A 23,635-nucleotide genomic window follows, 5' to 3' on the forward strand; every position below is an offset into this window, starting at 1 on the left:
CTTTATATTTATTTTCCATAAATCCTGAAATTTAACCTCTTCCCCTTAATCTCAACCCTATAACCCTTACACATCTCAAGTAACCTACTCCCAATAGCCTCATCAATCTCAATCAACTCCTCAAATCCCTTCTCACTACTAACAATAACAGGTAAATTATTAAAATACCTATGATTAACAAGCTCAAAAATAATATTAATATCACTACCACTCACACTACCCTTAAACAAATCATCAATAAGTAGCACCCTAGCATTTTTATACCGATTCATAACCTTATGATAATAAACCTTATCCATAATATTTTGCTTAATCCTAACAATAACATCCCTATACCCCATATAAACAACCCCAACATCACTATCCATAAGCTCATTAGCTATAGCCAAAGACAAGTGGGTCTTACCAGACCCAACTTGTCCAACAAACATTATAGAATTATTCCTACTCTTCTCCATACAATCAAAATCCTTAACATACTTAGTAGCAACCCTATAAGCATCAAATGTTTGAACATCATAAGCATAATCAAAATTATCAAAAGTCTTATTCCTAAACTCCTCGCTTATACCACTCTTTTTAAGTATATCCTCCGCTTCTCTTATAGCTCTACATTCACAAGGAATTGCTACTCCATCATCTATTATAAAAGTTAAATCCCTACACTTATCACATCTATACTCACTCTCTGTTTCTAAGTGACTCCCTCTCTCTTCTAATAGATTCGACCTCTTCATCTGTTGGTCTTCTATAAATTCCTTCATCCTCTTTTTCAAGTGTTGTGGCATATTTAGATTTTGAAGGCTCACATTTATATTTTCCATAACTATCTCCCCTATTTTTTAACGTTATCTCATAAGCTTTTAAATCATTAATAGACTTTATATTGTTGTCACTCCATTGTTTTAAAATCCCATTTATATATCCCTTATTGCATTTGCCTTTATCAGTTGCAATTTCTATAGCTCTTTTAAAAAGTTCATAATCTATACTTTCACACACTTCAAATAGCCACTGCCCAACAATAGTATTTATAAGTCCTACATTTTGTTCATATAAAGTTTTAAACTTACTTATATTACTTACATGCTTATTATCTAAATCTTCATTACCTAAATTAGTTTCACTATCCAAATTGTGATTAACAAGTTTTTGTTTTTCTTTATATTTTTCTTTTTCTTCTTCTTTTTGTTTTTCTTTTTCCCTATAGTGGTTGTCTAGTTTGTATTCATCATAGGCTACGGGTATAGATACACTATCAATAGTGGTATTTAATTTTAAATTATTAGTATCTATACTGTATCCATATCTATTGCACTCATTTAAAAATAATTCAATAAGTTTTCTACTCTTAACGTTCAGTAACTCTTTTTCTATACATTTTTTAACTTTAGGGCTTACAACCTTATTATGCTTTATCCAATTCTTTAAAAATAGCTCTTTAGTATCTTCAAAGTAAACAATCTTTTCATATTCTTCAAATCTATATATAAGCTTCTCTACAGTCTCACGATTATATCCAGTTTCAGTTTCTATAATCCTTTTAGGTAACTCATATATTCCGCACTGACTAGTCTTTGAATTTGTCATAAGATAAATATAAAAATATTTCTCTTCAGGTGTTAAATCAAGTACAAAACCATCCTGCCAATAATCTATGTGTATATGCCTATAAACTGCCATATAACTCCCCCCCTTTATAATTTATAATCTTTTAAAATTCCTACCACACCTCAAGTTGAAATCTATAGTATCCAGAGTTAACCAGCGAAGATGGGGGAATATATAAGTTGCTCGTGGTAACCTAGCGAAGATGTTAATATATAAGTCGCACCGACAATGCGTTAGCCTGGAGGAAGACTTATATATTAACATCAAGCGTGTCTACACTATCAACTAACAACATATCGCTATCAATAACATCTTTCACACTTTCATCAAATGCAACAGCCTTTTGCATCTCAATACTTAATGGTGCATATTTAAGTAGCTTTTTAATAACAGTCTTTTTAGCCATAGAATCAAACTCTTTTTCCCATATCTCACTATCAAAGTTTTTAGAATACTTCTTACCATGATTTTTAACTTCATCATAAGTCATAAAAACAAAATTATATCCACTTGGCTCTAAATGATAAACTGCATAATATCCAATAACTTCTCCTCTATCTCCTTTTAAAAGAGGTTTATGAATTAACTTTTGCTTAAGTCCATAGTCTATATCAAATTCATCATTTTCTTTAACTTCATGTGCATACAAAGTTTTTAGTTTACCACTTCTAGTAGCAAGTTCAATTAGTCCTTTATATCCAATTTGAAACTGTACTTTACAAACTCCATCTACTTTATATGGTATTAAATATGCAAGGCCAAGGGGTGTATTTGGTTCAAGACCAAGTTGTGCACTTTGCATCATAGCTGAAATAAAAGTCATTGGCTCACAATTTTGAAGTTTTTGATTTGAATTAAAAGCAGTTAAGGAAACTTTTTGAAATCTTTCACTACTTAATTGACTAGGAAGTGCTTGTTCTATTTCCCCTTTCATTTTTATCATAAGTTGTTTCATAGCATAAGCTTTACTTATAGCTATATTGCTTCCTTTATCTTCTTTATTTTTCAATGTATTTTTTAAGTTACTCATTTGATTTTATCCCCTTTATTGAAAGTTTTTTAGATTAACGCTATAATTAAGTTATTAAATTATAGGAGGTCTTACTTTGAAAAAATTCTTTTCTATGGATGATACATTCAATATATTTAAATTAATAGGAATTATAATTATAATTTCTAATTTCTTTATTAAAGAGCCGATGCTAATAATGATAGGACTTCTTATTGCTTGGATTCCTGATATAAATAAAGGTATTATCAATTATAAAAATACTGGCAAGATAAACTCTACTTTGGTTGTTAACGGTATAATACTTATATGTTTAATTATCATGCTGACTCTAAAATTACTTAAAATTTAAATTCGAAACACTCGTGAGGTAGTAGTTTTCATATATTTATTAGCTATTTCTGGGTGTTCTTTTTTTAATCTCTTACTATCTAAACTATTTCTAACTTGCTTTTTCCAAGTTATCTTTCTATCCCCAAGATATGCTATTTCATATTCTTTCATTTGTAACTTAAGATATTGTTCTATTGTCTTTTTCTCACTATCTAAGTCTTTGACAAGTCCACAAACTTCATCATATCTATTTAATAATTCTTCTTTTTCAAATAATATAAGCTCTTCTTCCTTACTATCTTTATATAAATATTGAAGTACTTCTCCATAATCATCACTTCCATCAGGAGTTGGTAGTTCTCCACCAATTACACACTTGTCCCAAAACATTTTCTCCAAATCCATAATTTGATTTATAAGATCTTCATCTCTATCTAATTTATGAATTACAAATCCCTCATTACCAATAAGTACGGCTACGTAACAATGAGTAGCTCCAGTTACTGCCATATAATGATGACATTGTATTTGATAGTGGATTGGAACTTCCTTTTCCCACAATTTCTTAGAATAACTATTAGTCACTTTACACTCTAAAAAAGCTTTTTCTCCAATAACAGCTCTATCTATATTAGCTATTGCAAAGGGATATTTATAATTTTTAAGTATTCCATTAATATTTCTTACTTTCTTACCTGTCTTTAAGCTAAATTCACTAGCTACAAAGTTTTCTAACTTATTTCCAAGCTTCATACTATAATTTACTTCTTCATCAGTGTAGCAATTTTGAAAGGCGGACTCGCCTTTTGAGTCGTTGGCGCTATGGCAATTTTGAAAGGCGGGATGTGAGCTTGCCGAGCAGACGTTGGCGAAATGAGCATCGCGAATCTTTTCCATATATACACTCATTGAACTTTTATATGGACTAAGACCTAGCACACTTGCTGCATCACTTCCCCCTATTCCACATTTTCTTTTTTCTAACCACTCATCTTTGCTCATATTATTAGTTTCATAGGCTATATATGAATCTAAATATTTTCTCATTTGTTTTCCCCTACATCTTAATTAAACTATTATATTAACATTCAAATTTTCCTAGGAAATATAGTTGTCCTTTACCTGTTATAAGTGTTGTAGCTGAGATTATTTCCCCTTCTGAAGTTCTTACTATACTTTCTGAAACTTTAAACAGTCCTTGTTCTAAATAAACTTGCTTTGGCATATTTTTATCTTTTCCACTTTTTATAAGGTATCCATTGTCTCTAAGCCAACTAAATAACCTGTTTCTTCCAATAAGTATGTCGTTATTATTTAGTACCTTAGCAAACTGACCTATAGTTATTGAATCACTAGATTGTGCTATAGCTTTTCCAAACTTTGTATACGGTCTATCCAAAGTTATAATATTTTCTAAGTTTTTTGCTCTTTTTAATGCTATAAGTTTTGATTCTTTTTCTACTTTTAATTTAGTTGCTAGTTGAATTATAAAATCTGGATTTTCTAATGTTTTGCTTATTGCATCATCACTTAAATATGCTCCATGATTTCTTATACTAGGGATAATTTCTTCCATTATCCATTTTTCAAATTTTCTAGCACTTAGTAACTTTGATTTTATAATAAGTCTATACAAATTACCTTCATCTATAAATTTTTTACTTACATATTGAATTGCATTAGTTAAGTCACCTTTCTTACCAGTAACTACCCCTACGTCGTAAAAAATTACCCCCTCTTTTTTACAGTGACTTATTATTGCAGCTCTAGGATTTGAGTATCCTAAAATTTGTGCAACTGATATAGCTTCTATATACTCTTTATTGTCTTTGACAACCACGCTTAATTCTCCAAACTCACTATTATTAAAGATTTTTAAGCCTTCCACATTATCCTCCCCCTCTAAATATTGCTCTTTGGTAACTTTATTTGCAAAATTCGCTTCGCTTAAACCACTGCGTGGGCGCTACTCTTCATGTCGCCAACGACTGCGTCCGTTGCTTGAGCAACGTGTTGGCGAATAGTTTTAAATTTAGTAGATGGAAATTATAATTTCCTTATATTTAAAAATATATCATTAACTTCTTCTAGGTTAAGATCTAAGTACTCACTAATTCTTGCTGCTTCCTCTAGAGAAAATTTATTTTTACCATTCTCCTTCATATTGTAACTTTTAGTATTTATCCCTATTTTAGCTGCTATAGCTTCTTGCGTAAGTCCTTTTAAAACTCTTTTTGATTTTAGTAGTCTCAGTCCCATTTACTTCCCCCTTAAGTGTTTTTTATTTATTTCTACTTATTTTTTCTTACCACTTTTACAATTACATAGTATTACTATATTATTCCATTGTCAATTACCCATTTTGCAATTTATTTCAATAAAAGCAACTTTTCAAGCTTTTTTATTACCTTTTTTATAATTTTATTTCCTTTTTTGTAATATCGTGTTACCATTTAATTACCAAATTGTTACAAAAATATTTTTTAAATAAAGTTTATTAAGCATATAAAACATTGTTATTAGTAATACAAAATAATTAGAAAAGGAGTGTTTAAATTGGATACCATAGGATATAGAATATCTAAAGCTAGACGTCATATGAATATGAATCAAAAAGAATTAGCTATAAAGGCTAATATAACAGAAGGTAGTCTATCTAGATATGAAAATGATATAAGAGAGCCAAAAGCTGCTGCTCTTACACAACTTGCAAAAGCTCTAGAAGTTTCTACTGACTACTTATTAGGCCTTAGCGATAAAATGGAAGTTGAAAATAGTAGTTTAGATGATAAATCAGAAATAGAGTTTGAAGCTATAGTTAAAGAAGCTGAAAATCAATTTATACAAAGACGTGTAATGTTTGATGGAGAACCTGCTACAAAGGAAGCAATAGATGGCATGCTTAAAGCTATGAGAATGGGGATGCTTTTAGCTTTAGATGAACAAAAGAAAAAAAGAAATAAAAGTATTTAGCCAACATGTTACTCAAATAAATATACATTTTAAAAGGGTAGATTTTGCTATTTAGATAAATATAGTCTATGTTAAACTTTCTTGTAGTAAATAACAAAAATAATGTAGAGGTTATAAACCTCTACATTATAAATACTAACTATTGTATATGAATAATTCATCTACTGTTACACTTAAATTCTTCGCTAATTCAAATGCTAGAGATAAAGTTGGGTCATATTTATTGTTTTCAATTGCATTGATAGTCTGCCTTGAAACATTGCATAATTTAGCAAGTTCATCTTGAGATATTTTTGAATTTTTTCTAAGTTCGTTTATTCTATTTTTCATGCTTAGTCTCCAAATTTCTTTTTTGTAAACAGTAATTCCAGGGCAAATACAATTGATGTTATTGATAATAATATAAATGGATTAATTCCCTTTACACTCGTATCTTTTACTAATGAAATATAAGCCGATTCAAAAACTGATATCATTAATATTCCTACAAGAATAATGAAAGTTCCCTTTATTGCTTTGTTTATAATAAAATCACGTCTTTCATCACCTTGCTTAGATAGTGAATTTAGCATCATTGATATCGATATTCCCATCACTACTAAAACTCCAAAAAATAATATTATAAAAATGTTCATATAAAATCCCCCCCTTCTGTATATAAAAATGTAAAAAGTTTTTTACATTTATTATTATATCTATATTAGAATAATATGTCAAAAACTTTTTACATATAACTTTATAGACTAAATATAAAAAGAGATCTATAGCAGATCTCTTTTTTCATTACGCTCTTTTTAATTTTTTCATAACCATATTCTTAAGCATCTTAACTTCTCTAACTCTAAACTTACTAATAAGTACACCATAAACAACTGCACCTACTAATACAGATATACCAGTAGCTATAACATCTTGAATAAATCCAACTCCTAATATATTGCTTGATAGCTTATACATAAAGTATGTTATAACACCCATTACTATAGAAGCTATTAAAGACTTTATAAAAGTTCTAATTATTCTATCTTGTCCATAGTACTCCATCTTTTTCTTTAATCCTCTAAATAGTAATAATATACCTATTATAGAAGATAAACTAGTAGCAAGTGCTAGTCCACCAATACCAAATACTTTCATTAATGTAACATCAAAGAATATGTTAGCACCCACTGCAATTATCCCATTTATCATAGGTGTTTTAGTATCCTTTAATGAATAGTACACTTTGCTTAGTATATCTCTAAGTCCATAAGCAATCATACCAACAGAGTAACATATAAGGGCAATTGCAGTCATTTGAGTAGACTTATCATCAAAAGCCCCTCTTTCAAATAATATTCTAACTATAGGAGTAGCAAGTACTATAGCTCCAACAGTTATAGGAAGTATTATTAAACTTACACAGTTTACACTAGTTGATACTGCATCTGCAAACTTTCTGTTATCATTATTAGTAGATAATTTTGCAAGTGTAGGATATATAACAGAACCTATGCTAGTTATAAATAGTCCTAAAACGAAGAAATTAAGCTTATTCGCACTGTTTAGTGCAGCTATAACCCCATCACCTAAGCTTGAAGCTAAACTTCTATCTACCATAGCATTGACTTGATTTACAGCAACACCTATTAAGACAGGAAGTATTAGCCATATCATCTTTTTAAAATACTTGTCTTTAAAATTAACTACAGGTTTAAACTTATATCCACGCTTTATAGCAAAAGGTACTTGGAATAAAAATTGTGAAGCCATACCTATAAGGGCTCCTACTGCTAGTATATAGAATTTACCTGTAATACCACCAATTATCATAGATATAATTATTATAATATTATTTGGAAGTTGCACCATACCAGGTATAGTGAAGTTTCCTTGTATTTGTAAGTAAGCAGTCATAATATTGCTAAGGCCTATAAATAAAACACCAACTATTATTATCCTTACAAACTCAACAGTCATTGCTAACTTTTCACCAGTAAAGCTAATAGCAAATAATTTTACTATAGGCTCGGCAAATATATAACCAAATATACTTAAAAATATACTTATTATACTAACTATACATAATATATTATTTGCAAATATTTGAGCTCTTTTTTGTCCACCATTTTCAAGTGCTTCTTGATAAAGCGGTATAAATGTAGTAGAAAGTGCAACCCCAACAGCAGCAAACACCACAACTGGTATATTCATAGCTGTTACATATATATCACTTTGTGCACCCGTCCCATAAAAATACATTAGGACTATATCTCTAGTAAATCCTAATATTTTAGATAGCATAGTAACTACCATAAGCCAAAATGCTGATTTCGCTAAATTATTACTCATAAAATCCTCCATGAATCTTATAATTATTTTTCATTGTCAATATTCCTAGTATATCATTAGATTAATTTTTTGAGAATAATTTTATTTATATAAACAAAAACTTTCCATTTTCTCTTATGTTTAAATTTATTTTAATAATAGTAACTTTTCAAGGGAGCGAATTTTTTATTACCTTTTTTTAAAATATTGTGTTAACATTTAGTTAACAAGTTATTACAAAATAATATATTTTATTGCACTATACATGGGAAAGTGCTATATGAGGGATAAATTATATCGGAGGGGAATTATGAATACAAACACTATAGGGATAGTAGTCGAAAATGACTATAATGATATACTTTATTACGATAATAGCTTTATTATTGATATAAATAGTTCTAAGAAAGATGCAAGGTCTACAATAGAAAGCAAACTAGAAGAAATACTAGAAGGAAAAGCATTTAGAATTGAAACAATTTCTAAAAAAATACCTAAACTAACGCTATCAAATGAACATAATAGTAAAGAAAATATGCTTATGTACTTAGTAAAAGTTTATATGTATAGCGATAATTCTGATTTTAAGAGTAGAGAACATGTTTTAGATAGTGTAACTATTCCTTCATATAGAGACTACTTTTTGAAGTATTTTATAAGGTATGATAAATACAATAATCTAATATCTCCATATGTTAGTGTATTTTTTTCACTTTTTTATATTACAGCTAGTTTAAACAAAAGTTTACCAGACTTACTTGATAACTTTTGGGTTATTATGTTAGTATACATAATAATACCTATAACTATTGTATTTAAATTTATTGTGCCAAGCATTGTAAATTATTTAGTCAAATACGATATTAGTGAAAAGATATTTAAAATAAATAAATTGGCAATGGTACTACTATGGGCAGTATATTTTATAATCCTAATATTTAGTTTTAGAAATTAATAATTAAAAAAGACATCTTTTATATGGTATAATTTAGTTAAAAAAGTAGAAAGGTATTAATATGAAAAAAATACACTTAACAGTAATTATTATGCTATCACTAATGTTTGTAGCTTGTACTTCGCTAGAAAGTACAAATTTGAGTAATATCAAGATAGATAATATCTCATTAGGTCAGGCTGTTGATGCTGTAGATTTATCAAAATATGAATCAAAAGCTGAATATGACAATGAATATAATTATCAATTTAAAGAGTTACAAATTAAAACAAATGCTAATAATTATATCGATAAAATATGGTTAAATATATCAGAGTATAATTTTTTATCTATAGATGAAAAAAACAAGTTTGAAAAAATAGATCAAATTACAGATATATTGGGTTCTAATTATAAAGAATATTGGTATGATAAAGATCAAGGACTGAAATCTCATGAATATATAGATAGTAAAACGAAAATTAAAATAAACTTTGTATATAGTGAGCTATCTAATCAGCAAAAAGAACTTGTATGGGTAATACTAGAAAGTATATAGTATTTTAACTAAAAATAATAAAGAATGAGAGTAATAATTTTAATATTATTTATTACGATAATAGCTTTATTATTGATATAAATAGTAATAAGAAAGATGTAAAATCTACAATAGAAAGTAAACTAGAGGAGGTACTAGCAGAAAAAGCATTTAGAATTGAAACAATTTCTAAAAAAATACCTAAGTTAGAGCTATCAAATGTAGATAATAGTAAAGAAAATATGCTTATGTACTTAGTAAAAGTTTATATGTATAGCGATAATTCTGATTTTAAGAATAGAGAACATGTTTTAGATAGTATAACTATCCCTTCATATAAAGACTACTTTTTGAAGTATTTTATAAGGTATGATAAATACAATAGTCTAATATCTCCATATATTAGTGTGTGTTTTTCACTTTTTTATATTACGGCTAGTTTAAACAAAAGTTTACCAGACTTACTTGATAACTTTTGGGTTATTATGTTAGTATACATAATAATACCTATAACTATTGTATTTAAATTTATTGTGCCAAGCATTGTAAATTATTTAGTCAAATTTGATATTAGTGAAAAGATATTTAAAATAAATAAAATTGGCAATGGTACTAATGTGGGTAGTATATTGTATAATCCTAGTATTTAGTTTTAGAAATTAATAAATAATTAAAAAACAGCTTTCTAGAAGAATTTAATTCTATTATAGAAAGCTTTCTTTGTATAGTAACTAATTATGGGGGGTTTAAAATTATGAGTGATATTATAATTATTATATTACCATTAATAGCTGTTGGAATTTCAATGGTTTTATTAATAAATAGTGTTAAGAAGAAAAATGAAAAAATAAACAAAGATGAACAAAGTACAAATGAAGACTATATGTCATTAGGAATGTCGTTAGGAATGTGCTTTGGTGTAGCAATAGGTTCAGCCTTTACTAATACCTTTGGTCCAAATTCTATTTCTTATGGCATATGTTTTGGAATGTTAGGCGGAATGATTATAGGAATGACAATAAAGAAAAAGTAATGTCTAATCGCCACCAATATAGGATTAGTATTTTGAATAATGTTAATATATTGAAAATATAAATGGAGCAAATCAATATGCTCCTATTTTTGTGTTCAAAAACATCTGTTTTGGTGGACATTTACTTTTATTCTGTATCTTATGTAAATATCTCTGTAATTCAAGCAATATTATTGTATATCTTTTTGCAAAATGGTATAACTTAGCTATATTATTTTTTTATAAAGGGACGTTATAAATATTGTACTTAGCATAATAATTCTAATAGTCGGCATTTTAGGTTTTGTATTAGGGTGAATGATTATAAAATATAAAATGGCTAGTCTTATATGTCAATATTAAAATAAGGGAGGTATAAAATGTATCATCTTGAAAACTCATACTATCTAGGTATATTAATAATAATAGTAGGTTTAATTATGAGATATGGTACAGGGGAAAGACCCAACTCATCAGGCTATAAAACATGGACTTCTTGCAAAAACGGTACTAACTGGGTTATTGCAAATAAGTATGCCGGAAAACTAAGTATAATTTGTGGATTTGCTTATACTATAGTTTTTTATTGCATAGATATATTTTTTACTTTAGAAAATGAAGTAGGAATATCTTTACTTGTATTTGTAACAGTATTTGTTGTTATTTCAATAGTGACAGAAATACATTTATACAAAGAAAAGAAAAAAACATATTAAGTTTAATCTCTTCCAAGTTAAATAAATATGTTCAAAAAATATATGTTATTCTATATATCTGACTATAAGTGGAATAAACAATAATTATATGATAAATAAGTTATAAAAATAGCTAGAGTTATTGCAATCAAAGGCATATCTAGCTATTTTTTCACTTCATTTAATTTTATTTTTTAATACTGAAATCAACTTCTCAAGTACATAACCTAAAATATATGCTATTGCATAATATTTTAAATATACATTTGCAGAATCATTCATAAATACTATAATTACAATAAAAAATGCAATAAGTGATACAAGCAATGGAATTATCCATCCTATATTTTTTCTCGAACACATTACTCCCTCTATAAAAAAAGATATTGGTATAATCCCTACTATTCCAACTATAAACAATCCCTTAAATCCCAAAACAAACCCTAGAATAACTATTACTAACATAGTTATCATTGGAATAAAATTCCCAAATACATTCTTCTTCATACTAATTGCTCCCCCTTCATTTTTTAAATTATAACTATACAATATGTGTAACTTTCTTAATATTCTAAATCTAGTTGAAAACTGACTAATTAAATATAGCCCTATAAATTAAAATGTATCAATTAGTATAACTTATTTTTTATATCAACTTGATAGTTTATCAATATCATTCAACTTCAATTTTTTCATTACTACTAAACCAATTAAACTTATAAAAATTATTGCAATTGCATACATAATCATTAAATTTTGAGTTCCTAAAAAGTTCCCAGTAAAAGTAACAAATACTATAGAGGTTATCATTGTAAAATTGCTAAGACTCATATCAAAGCTAAAAACCCTACCAATATACTCTTTATCTACATTTTTTTGAAGGAATATACCGTAAGTTACATTAATAAAAGAAACAATAAATCCTATAGAAAAATATATAGCCACAGAGTATGGAATCCATCTCCACACCGCAAATAAAATAAATAGCCCACCATAAACTCCAGTACTTAATATCATCATCGGTAATTCTTTTATTCTATTTAATGCTTTTGGAAGTAGCAATGCTCCAATCATTGAACCAATACTTCTTATACTCATAAAAAGCCCATAAACTTGGTCTGAAGCACCTAATTCATTAACAATATAATTAGAGCATAGTATTGGAATTCCTCCTAATACAGCAGATGCACCAGCAAAAAATAGTATTACAAATACAATGGTATTATGGCTTTTTGCATAAATAAACCCCTGTCTCATTTCAAGAAAAGTTGAGATTTTTTCATTTGTTTCTTTCTTTATATATCCACGGGATACTATAAACATCTCTGATATTCCAGATAAAATATATGAAATAGCATTTACTACGAACACCATTTAAACTCCAAATGAAGCTACTAAAACTCCTCCTATTGCTGGACCAATTAAATATGCTAATTCACCAGAACCTGAATAAATAGAATTAGCACTCTCCAAATCATCCTTATCTACTACAAAAGGTAAAAATCCACTTATAGCTGGAGAAAATATTACATCAAATATAGTCATTAAAAATACTATTAAATAAAATAAAACTATATCTTGGGTAAAAAATAATGCTAAGCTAAACAACCCTCTTGTAATATCACAGACTATTATAGTTTGCTTTTTTGAATAACGGTCTGCAAATACTCCAGCAATAGGACCAAAGATAATCCAAGGTATTGTTAATAGTAAAGATAATGTTCCCATACCTAAAACAGGATTATCAAATTTAAGTACACATAAAGATAGCCCTATCGTATTAATTGCGGAACCCATCTTAGATATAAATTGCCCTATAAATAATATTGAGAAATCCTTTCTTTTCAAAATGTTTAATAATTGATTTATTATAATTCTCCTCCTTAAATAAAAAATCTGCTTTCAGATAAAAAACCGAAAACAGACCATACTTAAAAAGACTTGACCATATTACATCAAGTGATACTAAGAAATATAATCTATAATTCGGTAACAGAAATTAAACCTACTACATAAGAATAGTAGAAACCTGAAAGTATTTCTGTTTTTTCTGAAATATAGATTATATGTTCACCATCATCACTCCTTGCAATTTTAATTAATAGTATAGTAATATACATTATTACTATACTAAACATTTTAATAATAAATAACTCAAATTCCTATTTATCTATATAGTATCACAAGTATCTTTGTTTGGCATTATATAACAATTGCGAAGTAAATCTCATTCATTTCACTTTCACTTGAAGCGCTATTAAATTCTAACTAAAAATATACTCTACTAATAATTATATCTGAATCTTCATTCGATCCATTAAAAATACTTATACTATCTTTATTAATATTTGTATCCGTGATAAATACAAATAAATCTCCCTCATATAAAACAGTATTTTCTTCTAGCTCTATAACTACGCTACCATTTACACAATATAAAACATTGGCTACTTTGTCGCACTTTTCATCTTTATACAACTTAATACTCTTTCTACTTCCTCTTTTAACCTCAATATGTTCTAAACTTCCATTACAACCATTATTTATCATAAGATTAAAATCCGTTACTTTTCCATAGCTTCTAGTAGTCCAATCCCCACTAAATCTGTCTTTATCAAATCTACTTAACTTAGTATTATGATGACCTTCATGTTCTAATTCTAACTCTCCATCTATAATCATTATTTCTCTATTTATGCCAGGTAAATGTGTGAACACTGACTCTTCTACTTCTACCTTTGCTGAGCTTATTCTAAATAAAAACTCCATCTTATTATACTGTGATTCTTCTGGGTATATATATAACTGAGTAGTAGTTCCTCCAGACCATGTGCTTGTTTTATATTCATCTTTTCTTATTACTTTTATCTCATTTCCCATTATTAACTCTCCTAAAATTATAGCCATTCATATTTTAATATACGAATGGCTATTTATTATATAAACATGCTTAAGTATTAGCTAAAGAAATTTATAAACGTTACTATAATGGGTATAGCGGCTAAATCTACTAAAAATGCGCCTACTAATGGAACTATTAACATTGCTTTTGTAGAATTTCCATATCTCGATGTTACTGAATTTATATTAGCCAATGCATTTGGTGTAGCACCTAATCCATGCCCTAAAAATCCTGCAACCATTATTGCTGCATCAAAGCTTTTACCTAATAATCTAAATACAATAAATGCACTAAATAAAGCTATAAATGCAACTTGGGCTACAACTATAATAATCATTGGTCCTGCTAGGTCTGCTAGTTCCCATAGCTTCATAGTCATAAGTGCCATTGCTAAAAATATTGATAAGCATATATTGCCTATTATATCTACACAATATAAATCTAAATTTACAAGTTTTAACTTATCATTTAGATTTCTAAATATTAGTGCTATAAAAATTGCTCCAACGTATCCCGGGAGAACAACATCAGTTATATTAGTAAACCACGAACTAACTACTGTTCCTATTGTCATACATGATAATAAAACGGCAATTTGTATAATCATTGTATTTGAGTTGAAGGATTCACTAATTTTTATACCAGCGACTTCTTCTGCTGATACTCCCCCTCCAACTGAATTACCTTTATCTTTAGAAGTTATATCTTCTGTAGGCCTTAAATTATTTTTATCTATTAAGTATCTTGATATTGGACCACCTATAAGTCCACCACATACTACTCCAAAAGTTGCAGCTGCCATACCTATAGTTGCTGCACCAGTAACTCCTAAAGATTCTACTGTTGCACCAAAAGATGCTGCTGATCCATGTCCCCCTTCCATAGATACAGTTCCACACATTACCCCTATTAAAGGATCTATTCCTGTTAATTTTGCTCCTATCACTCCTATTAAGTTTTGTGCTACTGATAAAACAACACACAATAACCAATAAACTATAAGTAGTTTACCTCCTTTTTTAACTAATGTAAAACTTGCACCTAATCCAACCGTTGTAAAAAACGTTATCATGAAAGGCGATTGAAGAGTTGTATCCATAGATATATTTAATATATTGCTAGTTTTTAGAATTAATACTATAATTGCTACTAAAAGTCCTCCAATTACTGGTCCTGGTATACAGAACTTTTCTAGAATTGTAATTTTCTTTTTAAGAAAGTTACCAAATAATAACATTAAGGATGCCAAAGTCACAGTTGCTATCATGTCTAGGTTAATAGTCCTTAACCCATCTACAACTTCAAAACTCATAAAACTTCTCCTTTACTTTTATTATAGTGCTTACTATAAATACAATTAGTTAATATTTTCTAGTTTTAAAACTTTTTGAATACATTTGTCATCTTCAAATTTCTCAGTCCTACTAGCTCCCTCAACCTCATAGTCTGGAGTAGTTTTAAATTCTTCATTACATATACCTTTTCCTGTTAAATACATATCACTAGACATTCTAACTATAAGCCCACTATTTTTTAAGTTAAATAACACAGGATCTACTCCACCTCCATCCCCTCCAGTTATTTCACCTATAAGTGTTGCAAATCCAGTGTCTTTACAAAATATAGAAAAAGATTCTGAGGAAGAATATACACTTTTATCAACTAAAAGATATATATTACCTTTAAATTTAGATGTTTTGTTCGATTTTATCCCTAATATAGATTCATGAAATTCACTAAATTTAGTCAATACTTCTTTTGGTGCATTATTTAATACCTCTTTAGGCAAATTTTCTATAGGTTTAAGTTCAATCCCCTTCTTATTAACGTAGTTTCTCATAATGTCACTTTCAGTTTTAAAAGCTAAATACCCTTTTCGCTCAATATATTTTGGTGTAACTTTCGAAACTATGTTAGTCCAATATGAATCACTTCCACCAGTGTTACCTCTTATATCTATAATTAATGCTTGATGATTTTCTAATGTATTAATATAATCATCTATTATCTTCATATCCTTTTCAATATCCTCTTTTGTAATGCCTTCAGACACCATATACATTTGTGGTAAATGCATATATCCTATCTTACCTTCTATAACATCTTCTACATTTACATTTTTCTTAATAATAGGACTTTTTGTACTTTTTTCTGTCGAATCTGTAGATTTATATCTATTTATTACTTCTTCATTATCTAAAAAATCATACCAGTTTGCTTGACTGTACACACTTTTGACAAAGTTATATGTATCTCTGTCATTAATAATATGAGTATGACCATTATTTAACTCCATTACTATTTCAGTCATTACATTTACAAATTCATCATCATTTGTAGTGTTTTTTATTTTTTCTAAATACTTATCTTTATTAGCCAACCAATCTTCATTATTTAATCGCTTATTTACTTCTAAGAATGGATATCCTTCTTTAATAACCTTATACATATATTCAAAATCTTCTACTTTTTCTTTGGTTGATAATTGAGATTCTTCATTAGTACTACTACAACCACCTAGCATTACAAACATAATTACTACCATTATCATAGATAGAAATTTTTTCACTATTAATCCTCCTTGTTTTATTAATTATAACTTTACAACCTTTTATATATAGAAATATTTCCAGGAAAATAGTAGTCGTCTCAATATGACCTATATTAAGTTCTGTATTTGTAAGTAGATTTCCTTTATTAGTATTAATTTTAAATATATCTTAATTTCCATGATACATATTTCCTTTAAGTTTATACATTAATAAAAACTAAAATAGACTCTAAGGTAAACTCATAATTAAATCTACCCTAAAGTCTATTTTCATCTTACTTTCATACTTTAATTATTACCTTTATTCAAGTGCCATGTATGGCTACTATGATAAAGCTTCTTGTTCTTCTCTTGGATTTTTATTTAATCTAACATCTGGCTCACTTGGTAAACCAAACTTAGGAATAAACTTATCAAGCCCAGTTAATGTTAATATAAGTATAGATCCAACTGTAACAAATGCCATAACATTATATTTCATTATATCAATGGCTACAAATTTATGTAGTGGATACACTGCTGTTAATATTCCTAAGTAGAACCCTATATAAACATGCCATGGTATTAATTGAGAACCAAACACTCCTAGGGAACTAGAAAAAGTAGCATTTCTTAAACGCAGTTGGTATAAATCTTCTTCACTACCATCTACATTATTTTCCACTAATTCTTTAGTTACAGGCCCTACTGTAACAATTTGAGCCATTTCATCTGCAAGTGCAGCATTTCCTACTAAACATAATAAGCCATTCATAAACATTAGCTGCTTTACACTTCTCGCAAGATACATAACTAATTTTGATAATGGTTCAAAAGCCTTCATTTTAGACATTACTCCACCGAATGCTCCTACCCACATCATCATTACTATAACCCAAGAACCTGCATCTTTAAATCCATTCATCATTAACTTTAAGAAACCATCTAAAGAACCTACAGTTCCTGCAAAAGATCCAAATATTAATGATGATACTATACCAACACCTAAACATACAAGTGTAGGTAATCCTTTAATAGCTACTGCTAAAACTAATATTAGTGGTATTGCCATATAATATGGTACTCCTGTTTTCACCTGATTTAAAAGCTCTACTGCTGATGGTCTTGCAACTTCTAAATCAGCCATTACTTTAGCAGGTATTTGATTTATCGCTAGTGCAGCGTTTGCAGTTTCTGATGGCAATTTCATTGATATACCTAATGCATATATGATTATTATTGATATTACTAGACATACTAAAGACCATGGACCTTGAGATTTAATTCTATCTATTACCTCAACACCCTGTATACCAGAACTTACAACTGTTGTATCTGATATAAGTCCTATATTATCTCCAAAGCAAGCTCCTCCAGCTATTGATGCAGTTGTTAATAATATATTTCCTCCAACCATATGGTTTAACCATAAAAATATTGGAGCACATGCTGCAAAAGTTCCCCATGAAGTTCCTGTAGCTACTGAAAGTATACCAGTAACTATAAATGCAACTACTGCAACAGTTTTACCTGTTACACCTAGGGAAAGTGCTATATTAACTATTGATGCTCCAACCCCTGTAGCCATAAATGCTTCTGCCATAGCATAAGCAAGCATTAGTATAAAGAAAACTAAATTTAAATGTTTTACATTATCAACTGCACAATCAACTAAATCATTAAACTTCAACTTATCTGTTATTGAAGCTACAACAAATGCATATATTGTAGCTATTGGTGCTGCCATTAAACAATCCATACCTGACATCATTAAACCTGCTAATAAAAATACTGGTGAAAACTTCAACAATCCAACTAAATTATCCACGACGGAATAGGCCCCCTTAATATAATCCTTTTTTTATTATACTAAATTTCTATTTACTAACTCTTCTACAAAGAAACTTCCTACATCTTGAGCAAATTTACCTGGTCCAAATCCTGCATCATAACCTAATTCTTTTGCAAGTTCATGACTTATTCTTGGTCCACCACATAAAAGTACTACTTTATCACGTAATCCCTCAGCTTCTAATAGTTCTACTAAATTAGTTAGGTTTTCTATATGAATATTCTTTTGTGTTACAGTTTGAGAAACTAATAATACGTCTGCTTTAAGTTCTACTGCTTTTTTTATAAACTCTTCATTTGGAACCTGGCTTCCTAAATTGTAAGCTTCTATTCCTTCGTATCTTTCTAATCCATAGTTTCCTGCATAACCCTTCATATTCATTATTGCATCTATTCCAACTGTATGTGCATCAGTTCCTGTACTTGCACCTACTACTACTACATCTCTTTTTATATTTTCTTTTATATATTCTTCTATTTCATACTTGTCCATAGTATCTTCTTGTGCTACTTCTACATGTATATCTTCGTAGTTTACGCCTTTTTCTAAACTTCCATATGCAACATAGAAGGTAAATTCACTATCAAGTGCTTTGTGATGTGCCACATTTATATCACCAAGCCCCATATTTTTAGCTGTAAGTTTTGCAGCTTCTATACCTTTTTCATCATCTTTTACAGGTAATGTAAAGCTTACTTGTACTTTAGAATCATTTAATGTATCTCCATAAGGCTTTACGTTTTTTAAATCAAGATTTTGATCGTATTCCTTAGCTTCCATAGAATATAGTCCGCTCATTAACAGTTACCTCCTAACGCTAACTCTTTTCGTGCTACTAGTTCTTTGTCCAGCATTAAATCTACAAATGGGTTAAAATACATAGCTTCTTTTATAACAACTCCATCAAGACCTTTTCCACCATCTATTGGTCTTTTTATCCCTGCAAACTTACCTTGTTCTAATGTTTTGAATAATCCATCTTTTTCTATTTGAGAAATTAAATCATATGCATTATTTAAAACTTCATTAACTCTATTACACATTATTCCATCTTTTTTAAACTCTATTTCACTTCCTAAATCTTTCATAGTACTAAATATATATTGTGCATTATCTATTGAAACTGCTCTATCTGATATAAATGGAGTGTGTATTGCTTCTGTAAGCATTCCTAATAAGTGTAACTTTTGGCCTGTCATTATAGTTACCATATTAAATAGTGCATCTTGTACTTGACCTTTAAATATATCACCTGTCATAAACTTAGTTGGTGGCATATATTTAAGAGGTGCTTTTGGGAATATCTCTCTAGCCATTTGAGCTTGAGCTAATTCATATAAGAATCCATTTTCAACATCAGGACTTATTTCAAAAGCATGACCAAGTCCCATTTGCTCTTCAGGTAGACCTGCAACTAATGCAAATTGTTCATTTATAAATTGAGATGCAAGTACAGTATGTGCTTCTTCTACTGCATCTGCTGTTGTTAAGTAGTTATCTTCACCAGTGTTTATTATAACTCCAGCAAATCCATTTATTATTCTTGAGAAGTATTGATCTATCATTGTTCTTTTCATATTTATATCTCTAAATAATATTCCATATAAAGCATCATTTAACATAACATCTAATCTATTTTGTGCTCCAAGTGCTGCTATTTCTGGCATACATAATCCTGAACAGTAGTTACAAAGTCTTATGTATCTTTTAAGTTCTTTACCAACTTTATCAAGTGCTTCTCTCATTAATCTAAAGTTTTCACCTGTTGCATATGTTCCACCAAATCCATCAGTAGTAGCTCCATATGGAACATAATCAAGTAAACTTTGTCCTGTTGTTCTTATAACTGCTATTATATCTGCACCTTGTTTAGCTGCAGCTACTGCTTGAGTTATATCTTCATATATATTTCCTGTTGCAACTATTAAATATATATAAGGACCACTTTTATCTCCATATTCATTTAAGTATTCTTCTCTTTTGTTTCTATTTTCTTTTATTTGTTTTGTGCTCTCAACAGCTATTTCATTTATCTTAAGTTTAACATCAAATATATCATGTTCTTTAAGTGAACATAAATCTAATTCTCCTTGTGACACCTTTTGTGCTATTTCTTGTGGCGTAAGGCCTGTGTTTATCATAGCATTACCTATGTAATAAGAAGCTCCCATACCTAAAGAGCCGTTATTTGAATTTTTTATACTATCTACAACTACATTTGGAAGTGGGACACCAAACTCATCTACACCATCAACACCAAGTAATCTAAGTATAGTTCTCTCAACACTTACTGTAGTGTGCTTATCTATGAATTCTTGTGTATCTAACACTATATTTTTTGCTGATTCACGAGCTTTTTCAACTATACTAAAATCTAAATTTACTTTACTCATATTAATCCCCCTCAACCTCTATTTACTTAGTTTGTCAATTATATTTACTATTTCATTATCCAGTCCCAACAATTTACATATGTTAATAGCATCTTTTGGAACTTTAGTCTCTTTGGTTACTTTTTCTAATCTGTAATCCATATACTCTTGAAGTATTTGTACACCATTTGAACTTTTGCCTGTTTTGATTTTTAAATCTATTTGACGTTTTAAACCATCAAAATCTACGTTTTTAAGACCTATTACCTGGTAATAGCTGACATCATCTATATTTATATCATCTAGATGCGTAGATATTAAGCTTATTGAATTGTACTTTTTAAAATATTCACATATTCCTTTTAAAAGTAACCTACCTTCTATTGGGTTAGTCCCCCTTGCAAATTCATCTAATGCTACAAACCCATCTTTTAATTTCATAAGCTTTGTTATTTCTTTTAATTTTATAATCTCTGCACCAAATGTACTTAAACCTTTATTTATATCTTGCATATCGTCGCTTATTATGTATATAAAGTCTAATACACATAAATTAGCTTCTTTAGCAAATACGTAAAATCCACATTGAAATAAGTATAAATTAAGTGCTATAGTTTTCATACTTACACTTTTACCACCCATATTCGCACCGCTTATTATGGTTATTTTTTTATCTATGTCTATGCTTATTGGAATATATTTTTTATTTTGTGAGTCTAAAAGTGTTTGAAGATTTGGATTTATAAGCTCTTTAAAGAAAATTTTATTTTCATTATTTATACTAGGTTTTACAGCTTCATATTTAAGTGCTAATTTTACTTTTGCAATAAGTAAATCTAACTTACCTATAGATTTTATATTTTCATTTATGTCGTTTAAATAGTTATACAACTTTTCACTTATAGCTTTTCTTATTCTAAGTTCTTCTTGTTCTTCTTCTACAACAATTTCTAGTCTTTCTACTTTTAATTTATCTACAGTATCTTTATTAGATTCACTAAATATCTTCTTTTCAATATTTAGCTTATTTTGCCTAATGTGTAATAGTTTTTTACTATATGCACTATATATTTGAAATGTGGTTAAATTTAATTCATCTGGGTCTAATAACTTTACAACTTTATCTAAGTCTTTGAAATTTATATAGTCTATATCAATATTTAACTTTAAATAGTTTTTTATTATTTTATTAGAATTTATAGCAAAGTTCTTTATTTCAAACAGTTCTATTTCATCTAATGTATTTTTTGCATCCAGCCTGTTTATAGTATTTATTATATTTTTAGTTTTACAAAATTCATATTGTATATCGTCATACACCTTATCATTTTCTTTTAAGCTCTTAATCATATTTTCTATATAATTAAGTTCTTTTACTAATTTATCAATATTTTCTTTTTTATATATTTTTATATTAGCTTTTTCTTTTTCTCCATATGGTGTAATTGTATTTACTTCGTTTATTATAAATGACTTAATATAATCACCTTCTTGTTTATAAAAGCTTAATTTCTAAACATTCATAACATTAAATACTTTTATATTAGTTTTACTTTGTATACTATCTATAAAATATTTATCATCAAAGCTATATCCTTCTATTGATGTTGGGTTTATACTTAATCCAATTAGATTAACTTTATTTATGACCTTAATACTTCCTTTAAGCTTTATAAACTTATCAAATATTTCCTTATCTAAAAATATCTTTGTACTATCACTAACCAATATAGTTATATTTTTATAGTTACTACCACTTTTTATAAGACCATCTATAAAATTATTAGTAACTATTCCATTTACAACTATATACTTAGTAAATTCACCTACACTATCTATAATTTCTTTATAAGAATTTAGAGTTGTATTTATATTTAGGCATTTGTATGAATAATCTTTATTTACTAAACTAACCTTATATTCTTTCATATTTTCATAGATTTCATAAAACTTTTCATCATTGATTTTATCAATATTTAAGATGTTAGCTTCATATATGATTTTTTCTATTGCCTTATTTACATCTTTATTTATTACAGCTCCACTACAAAATATTGTAGACTCTGTTATAGATGGTGAGCCTAATGTCTTTCTAGATAAAGCTCCATCAACTATACTTAAATCTGCACCATAGTGATTTAATCTTTCACAAATGTATTTTATTTGAGTATTTATAGATGGACCTGCAAGTTCTATATATCCATCGCTTAAGGATCTAAATATAACTATATTTCCTAGTGGTGTGCTTATATTTGTAAGTTCTAGTATCTCTTTGGTTATATCACTATTTAAGGCCAAACTATTAGCTGTAGCTATTATAGTATTTTTATTTACATATATTCTAGGTTTTTGCGTTTTAGTGACAACATCTACACCTTCTCCATCTACACCTATTGATGTAAGCCCTAATATTATATTTTTATTTATACATTCTTTTAATATATAATTTAGAGTTGTTGTTTTACCTACATTTTTATAGTTTCCTATAATAGACATACTCTTATATTTTAATATTTCATTTAATATATCCATAATTATATCCTTAAAAATTTGAAATAATTTTT

Annotated in this window: 25 protein-coding genes and 1 pseudogene; 7 read left to right on the top strand and 19 right to left on the bottom strand. The window is 28.3% G+C overall.

Annotation, left to right across the window (positions count from 1 at the left end):
- Positions 1-8: 8 nt before the first annotated feature.
- The 3 genes from JNUCC81_RS10985 to JNUCC81_RS10995 all read right to left on the bottom strand — a co-directional run bounded on the left by JNUCC81_RS10985 (position 9) and on the right by JNUCC81_RS10995 (position 2,641).
- Complete coding sequence (locus JNUCC81_RS10985; protein WP_454093510.1) at positions 9-737, bottom strand: ATP-binding protein; 729 nt, start codon at positions 735-737, stop codon at positions 9-11.
- Positions 682-1,683 (bottom strand): DnaD domain protein, encoded by a 1,002-nt coding sequence (locus tag JNUCC81_RS10990; protein WP_454093511.1) that lies wholly within the window; start codon positions 1,681-1,683, stop codon positions 682-684. The genes JNUCC81_RS10985 and JNUCC81_RS10990 overlap by 56 nt, the downstream gene beginning before the upstream one ends.
- A 178-nt stretch (positions 1,684-1,861) precedes the next feature.
- A complete protein-coding gene (locus JNUCC81_RS10995; RefSeq protein ID WP_454093512.1) occupies positions 1,862-2,641 on the bottom strand; it encodes a recombinase RecT in 780 nt (259 codons plus the stop codon).
- A 76-nt stretch (positions 2,642-2,717) separates the two neighbouring features.
- Between JNUCC81_RS10995 and JNUCC81_RS11000 the strand changes: the two genes are divergently transcribed.
- Positions 2,718-2,972 carry a hypothetical protein gene (locus JNUCC81_RS11000; protein ID WP_454093513.1) on the top strand — a complete coding sequence of 85 codons (255 nt, stop codon included), beginning with the start codon at positions 2,718-2,720 and terminating at the stop codon, positions 2,970-2,972.
- Here the strand turns inward: JNUCC81_RS11000 and JNUCC81_RS11005 are convergent.
- The 3 genes from JNUCC81_RS11005 to JNUCC81_RS11015 all read right to left on the bottom strand — a co-directional run bounded on the left by JNUCC81_RS11005 (position 2,969) and on the right by JNUCC81_RS11015 (position 5,212).
- Positions 2,969-4,000, bottom strand: coding sequence for a YqaJ viral recombinase family nuclease (locus JNUCC81_RS11005; protein WP_454093514.1), 1,032 nt, complete (start codon positions 3,998-4,000; stop codon positions 2,969-2,971). The two genes, JNUCC81_RS11000 and JNUCC81_RS11005, sit on opposite strands and share 4 nt — an antisense overlap.
- A gap of 34 nt (positions 4,001-4,034) precedes the next feature.
- Positions 4,035-4,841, bottom strand: coding sequence for a phage antirepressor KilAC domain-containing protein (locus tag JNUCC81_RS11010; protein WP_454093515.1), 807 nt, complete (start codon positions 4,839-4,841; stop codon positions 4,035-4,037).
- A gap of 158 nt (positions 4,842-4,999) precedes the next feature.
- A complete protein-coding gene (locus JNUCC81_RS11015) occupies positions 5,000-5,212 on the bottom strand; it encodes a helix-turn-helix transcriptional regulator (RefSeq protein WP_454093516.1) in 213 nt (70 codons plus the stop codon).
- A 297-nt stretch (positions 5,213-5,509) separates the two neighbouring features.
- Here JNUCC81_RS11015 and JNUCC81_RS11020 point away from each other — a divergent pair, with 297 nt between their 5' ends.
- The gene (locus tag JNUCC81_RS11020) at positions 5,510-5,926 is read left to right on the top strand and encodes a helix-turn-helix domain-containing protein (RefSeq protein ID WP_454093517.1); all 417 of its coding nucleotides are present in this window, start codon (positions 5,510-5,512) and stop codon (positions 5,924-5,926) included.
- 135 nt (positions 5,927-6,061) lie between these two features.
- Here JNUCC81_RS11020 and JNUCC81_RS11025 read toward each other — a convergent pair whose 3' ends face one another.
- The 3 genes from JNUCC81_RS11025 to murJ all read right to left on the bottom strand — a co-directional run bounded on the left by JNUCC81_RS11025 (position 6,062) and on the right by murJ (position 8,257).
- Positions 6,062-6,256 (bottom strand): helix-turn-helix transcriptional regulator, encoded by a 195-nt coding sequence (locus JNUCC81_RS11025; RefSeq protein ID WP_208334404.1) that lies wholly within the window; start codon positions 6,254-6,256, stop codon positions 6,062-6,064.
- Between the two features lie 2 nt (positions 6,257-6,258).
- Positions 6,259-6,561 (bottom strand): hypothetical protein, encoded by a 303-nt coding sequence (locus tag JNUCC81_RS11030; protein ID WP_454093518.1) that lies wholly within the window; start codon positions 6,559-6,561, stop codon positions 6,259-6,261.
- 148 nt (positions 6,562-6,709) lie between these two features.
- Complete coding sequence (murJ, locus tag JNUCC81_RS11035) at positions 6,710-8,257, bottom strand: murein biosynthesis integral membrane protein MurJ (RefSeq protein WP_454093519.1); 1,548 nt, start codon at positions 8,255-8,257, stop codon at positions 6,710-6,712.
- 289 nt (positions 8,258-8,546) lie between these two features.
- Between murJ and JNUCC81_RS11040 the strand changes: the two genes are divergently transcribed.
- The 5 genes from JNUCC81_RS11040 (at position 8,547) to JNUCC81_RS11060 (ending at position 11,436) form a co-directional block, all read left to right on the top strand.
- Positions 8,547-9,191 (top strand): hypothetical protein, encoded by a 645-nt coding sequence (locus tag JNUCC81_RS11040; protein ID WP_454093520.1) that lies wholly within the window; start codon positions 8,547-8,549, stop codon positions 9,189-9,191.
- Between the two features lie 61 nt (positions 9,192-9,252).
- The gene (locus JNUCC81_RS11045) at positions 9,253-9,729 is read left to right on the top strand and encodes a hypothetical protein (protein WP_454093521.1); all 477 of its coding nucleotides are present in this window, start codon (positions 9,253-9,255) and stop codon (positions 9,727-9,729) included.
- A 227-nt stretch (positions 9,730-9,956) separates the two neighbouring features.
- Positions 9,957-10,358: a hypothetical protein gene (locus JNUCC81_RS11050; protein ID WP_454093522.1), complete on the top strand. Its 402-nt coding sequence runs from the start codon at positions 9,957-9,959 to the stop codon at positions 10,356-10,358.
- A 104-nt stretch (positions 10,359-10,462) separates the two neighbouring features.
- Positions 10,463-10,741 carry a hypothetical protein gene (locus tag JNUCC81_RS11055; RefSeq protein ID WP_454093523.1) on the top strand — a complete coding sequence of 93 codons (279 nt, stop codon included), beginning with the start codon at positions 10,463-10,465 and terminating at the stop codon, positions 10,739-10,741.
- A 359-nt stretch (positions 10,742-11,100) separates the two neighbouring features.
- Positions 11,101-11,436 (top strand): SdpI family protein, encoded by a 336-nt coding sequence (locus JNUCC81_RS11060; protein ID WP_454093524.1) that lies wholly within the window; start codon positions 11,101-11,103, stop codon positions 11,434-11,436.
- A 156-nt stretch (positions 11,437-11,592) separates the two neighbouring features.
- On the opposite strand, the gene JNUCC81_RS11065 is transcribed toward JNUCC81_RS11060, so the two are convergent.
- The 10 genes and pseudogenes from JNUCC81_RS11065 to kamB all read right to left on the bottom strand — a co-directional run bounded on the left by JNUCC81_RS11065 (position 11,593) and on the right by kamB (position 23,603).
- Entirely contained in the window at positions 11,593-11,922 is a 330-nt protein-coding gene (locus JNUCC81_RS11065) for a hypothetical protein (RefSeq protein ID WP_454093525.1), read from the bottom strand.
- 144 nt (positions 11,923-12,066) lie between these two features.
- Positions 12,067-13,263, bottom strand: a pseudogene (locus JNUCC81_RS11070) (MFS transporter).
- 420 nt (positions 13,264-13,683) lie between these two features.
- A complete protein-coding gene (locus JNUCC81_RS11075) occupies positions 13,684-14,295 on the bottom strand; it encodes a HutD family protein (protein WP_454093526.1) in 612 nt (203 codons plus the stop codon).
- Between the two features lie 77 nt (positions 14,296-14,372).
- Entirely contained in the window at positions 14,373-15,629 is a 1,257-nt protein-coding gene (gene gltS, locus JNUCC81_RS11080; RefSeq protein WP_454093527.1) for a sodium/glutamate symporter, read from the bottom strand.
- 45 nt (positions 15,630-15,674) lie between these two features.
- On the bottom strand, positions 15,675-16,886 hold the full coding sequence (locus tag JNUCC81_RS11085; protein ID WP_454093528.1) for a S41 family peptidase: 1,212 nt from the start codon (positions 16,884-16,886) through the stop codon (positions 15,675-15,677).
- A 307-nt stretch (positions 16,887-17,193) separates the two neighbouring features.
- Complete coding sequence (locus JNUCC81_RS11090) at positions 17,194-18,675, bottom strand: Na+/H+ antiporter NhaC family protein (RefSeq protein WP_454093529.1); 1,482 nt, start codon at positions 18,673-18,675, stop codon at positions 17,194-17,196.
- A gap of 36 nt (positions 18,676-18,711) precedes the next feature.
- Entirely contained in the window at positions 18,712-19,497 is a 786-nt protein-coding gene (gene kamE, locus JNUCC81_RS11095; protein ID WP_208334392.1) for a lysine 5,6-aminomutase subunit beta, read from the bottom strand.
- Positions 19,497-21,092 (bottom strand): lysine 5,6-aminomutase subunit alpha, encoded by a 1,596-nt coding sequence (kamD, locus tag JNUCC81_RS11100; RefSeq protein WP_454093530.1) that lies wholly within the window; start codon positions 21,090-21,092, stop codon positions 19,497-19,499. Before kamD ends, kamE begins: the two co-directional genes overlap by 1 nt.
- 18 nt (positions 21,093-21,110) lie before the next feature.
- Complete coding sequence (gene kamC, locus JNUCC81_RS11105) at positions 21,111-22,550, bottom strand: lysine 5,6-aminomutase reactivase ATPase KamC (protein ID WP_454096394.1); 1,440 nt, start codon at positions 22,548-22,550, stop codon at positions 21,111-21,113.
- 33 nt (positions 22,551-22,583) lie between these two features.
- Positions 22,584-23,603, bottom strand: coding sequence for a lysine 5,6-aminomutase reactivase subunit KamB (gene kamB / locus JNUCC81_RS11110; RefSeq protein WP_454093531.1), 1,020 nt, complete (start codon positions 23,601-23,603; stop codon positions 22,584-22,586).
- Positions 23,604-23,635: the final 32 nt, after the last annotated feature.

The sequence above is a fragment of the Faecalimicrobium sp. JNUCC 81 genome (genome assembly GCF_053667625.1).

Excerpts from the sequence above, each read along its gene's own strand:
- JNUCC81_RS11005 (WP_454093514.1), bottom strand. The coding sequence starts at position 4,000 with ATGAGAAAATATTTAGATTCATATATAGCCTATGAAACTAATAATATG.
- JNUCC81_RS11055 (WP_454093523.1), top strand. The coding sequence starts at position 10,463 with ATGAGTGATATTATAATTATTATATTACCATTAATAGCTGTTGGAATT.
- kamD (WP_454093530.1), bottom strand. The coding sequence starts at position 21,092 with ATGAGTAAAGTAAATTTAGATTTTAGTATAGTTGAAAAAGCTCGTGAA.
- JNUCC81_RS11075 (WP_454093526.1), bottom strand. The coding sequence starts at position 14,295 with ATGGGAAATGAGATAAAAGTAATAAGAAAAGATGAATATAAAACAAGC.
- JNUCC81_RS11060 (WP_454093524.1), top strand. The coding sequence starts at position 11,101 with ATGTATCATCTTGAAAACTCATACTATCTAGGTATATTAATAATAATA.
- JNUCC81_RS11040 (WP_454093520.1), top strand. The coding sequence starts at position 8,547 with ATGAATACAAACACTATAGGGATAGTAGTCGAAAATGACTATAATGAT.
- JNUCC81_RS10995 (WP_454093512.1), bottom strand. The coding sequence starts at position 2,641 with ATGAGTAACTTAAAAAATACATTGAAAAATAAAGAAGATAAAGGAAGC.
- JNUCC81_RS11025 (WP_208334404.1), bottom strand. The coding sequence starts at position 6,256 with ATGAAAAATAGAATAAACGAACTTAGAAAAAATTCAAAAATATCTCAA.
- JNUCC81_RS11030 (WP_454093518.1), bottom strand. The coding sequence starts at position 6,561 with ATGAACATTTTTATAATATTATTTTTTGGAGTTTTAGTAGTGATGGGA.
- JNUCC81_RS10985 (WP_454093510.1), bottom strand. The coding sequence starts at position 737 with ATGAAGAGGTCGAATCTATTAGAAGAGAGAGGGAGTCACTTAGAAACA.
- JNUCC81_RS11045 (WP_454093521.1), top strand. The coding sequence starts at position 9,253 with ATGAAAAAAATACACTTAACAGTAATTATTATGCTATCACTAATGTTT.
- gltS (WP_454093527.1), bottom strand. The coding sequence starts at position 15,629 with ATGAGTTTTGAAGTTGTAGATGGGTTAAGGACTATTAACCTAGACATG.
- kamB (WP_454093531.1), bottom strand. The coding sequence starts at position 23,603 with ATGGATATATTAAATGAAATATTAAAATATAAGAGTATGTCTATTATA.
- JNUCC81_RS11050 (WP_454093522.1), top strand. The coding sequence starts at position 9,957 with ATGTACTTAGTAAAAGTTTATATGTATAGCGATAATTCTGATTTTAAG.
- kamE (WP_208334392.1), bottom strand. The coding sequence starts at position 19,497 with ATGAGCGGACTATATTCTATGGAAGCTAAGGAATACGATCAAAATCTT.
- JNUCC81_RS10990 (WP_454093511.1), bottom strand. The coding sequence starts at position 1,683 with ATGGCAGTTTATAGGCATATACACATAGATTATTGGCAGGATGGTTTT.
- JNUCC81_RS11015 (WP_454093516.1), bottom strand. The coding sequence starts at position 5,212 with ATGGGACTGAGACTACTAAAATCAAAAAGAGTTTTAAAAGGACTTACG.
- murJ (WP_454093519.1), bottom strand. The coding sequence starts at position 8,257 with ATGAGTAATAATTTAGCGAAATCAGCATTTTGGCTTATGGTAGTTACT.
- JNUCC81_RS11065 (WP_454093525.1), bottom strand. The coding sequence starts at position 11,922 with ATGAAGAAGAATGTATTTGGGAATTTTATTCCAATGATAACTATGTTA.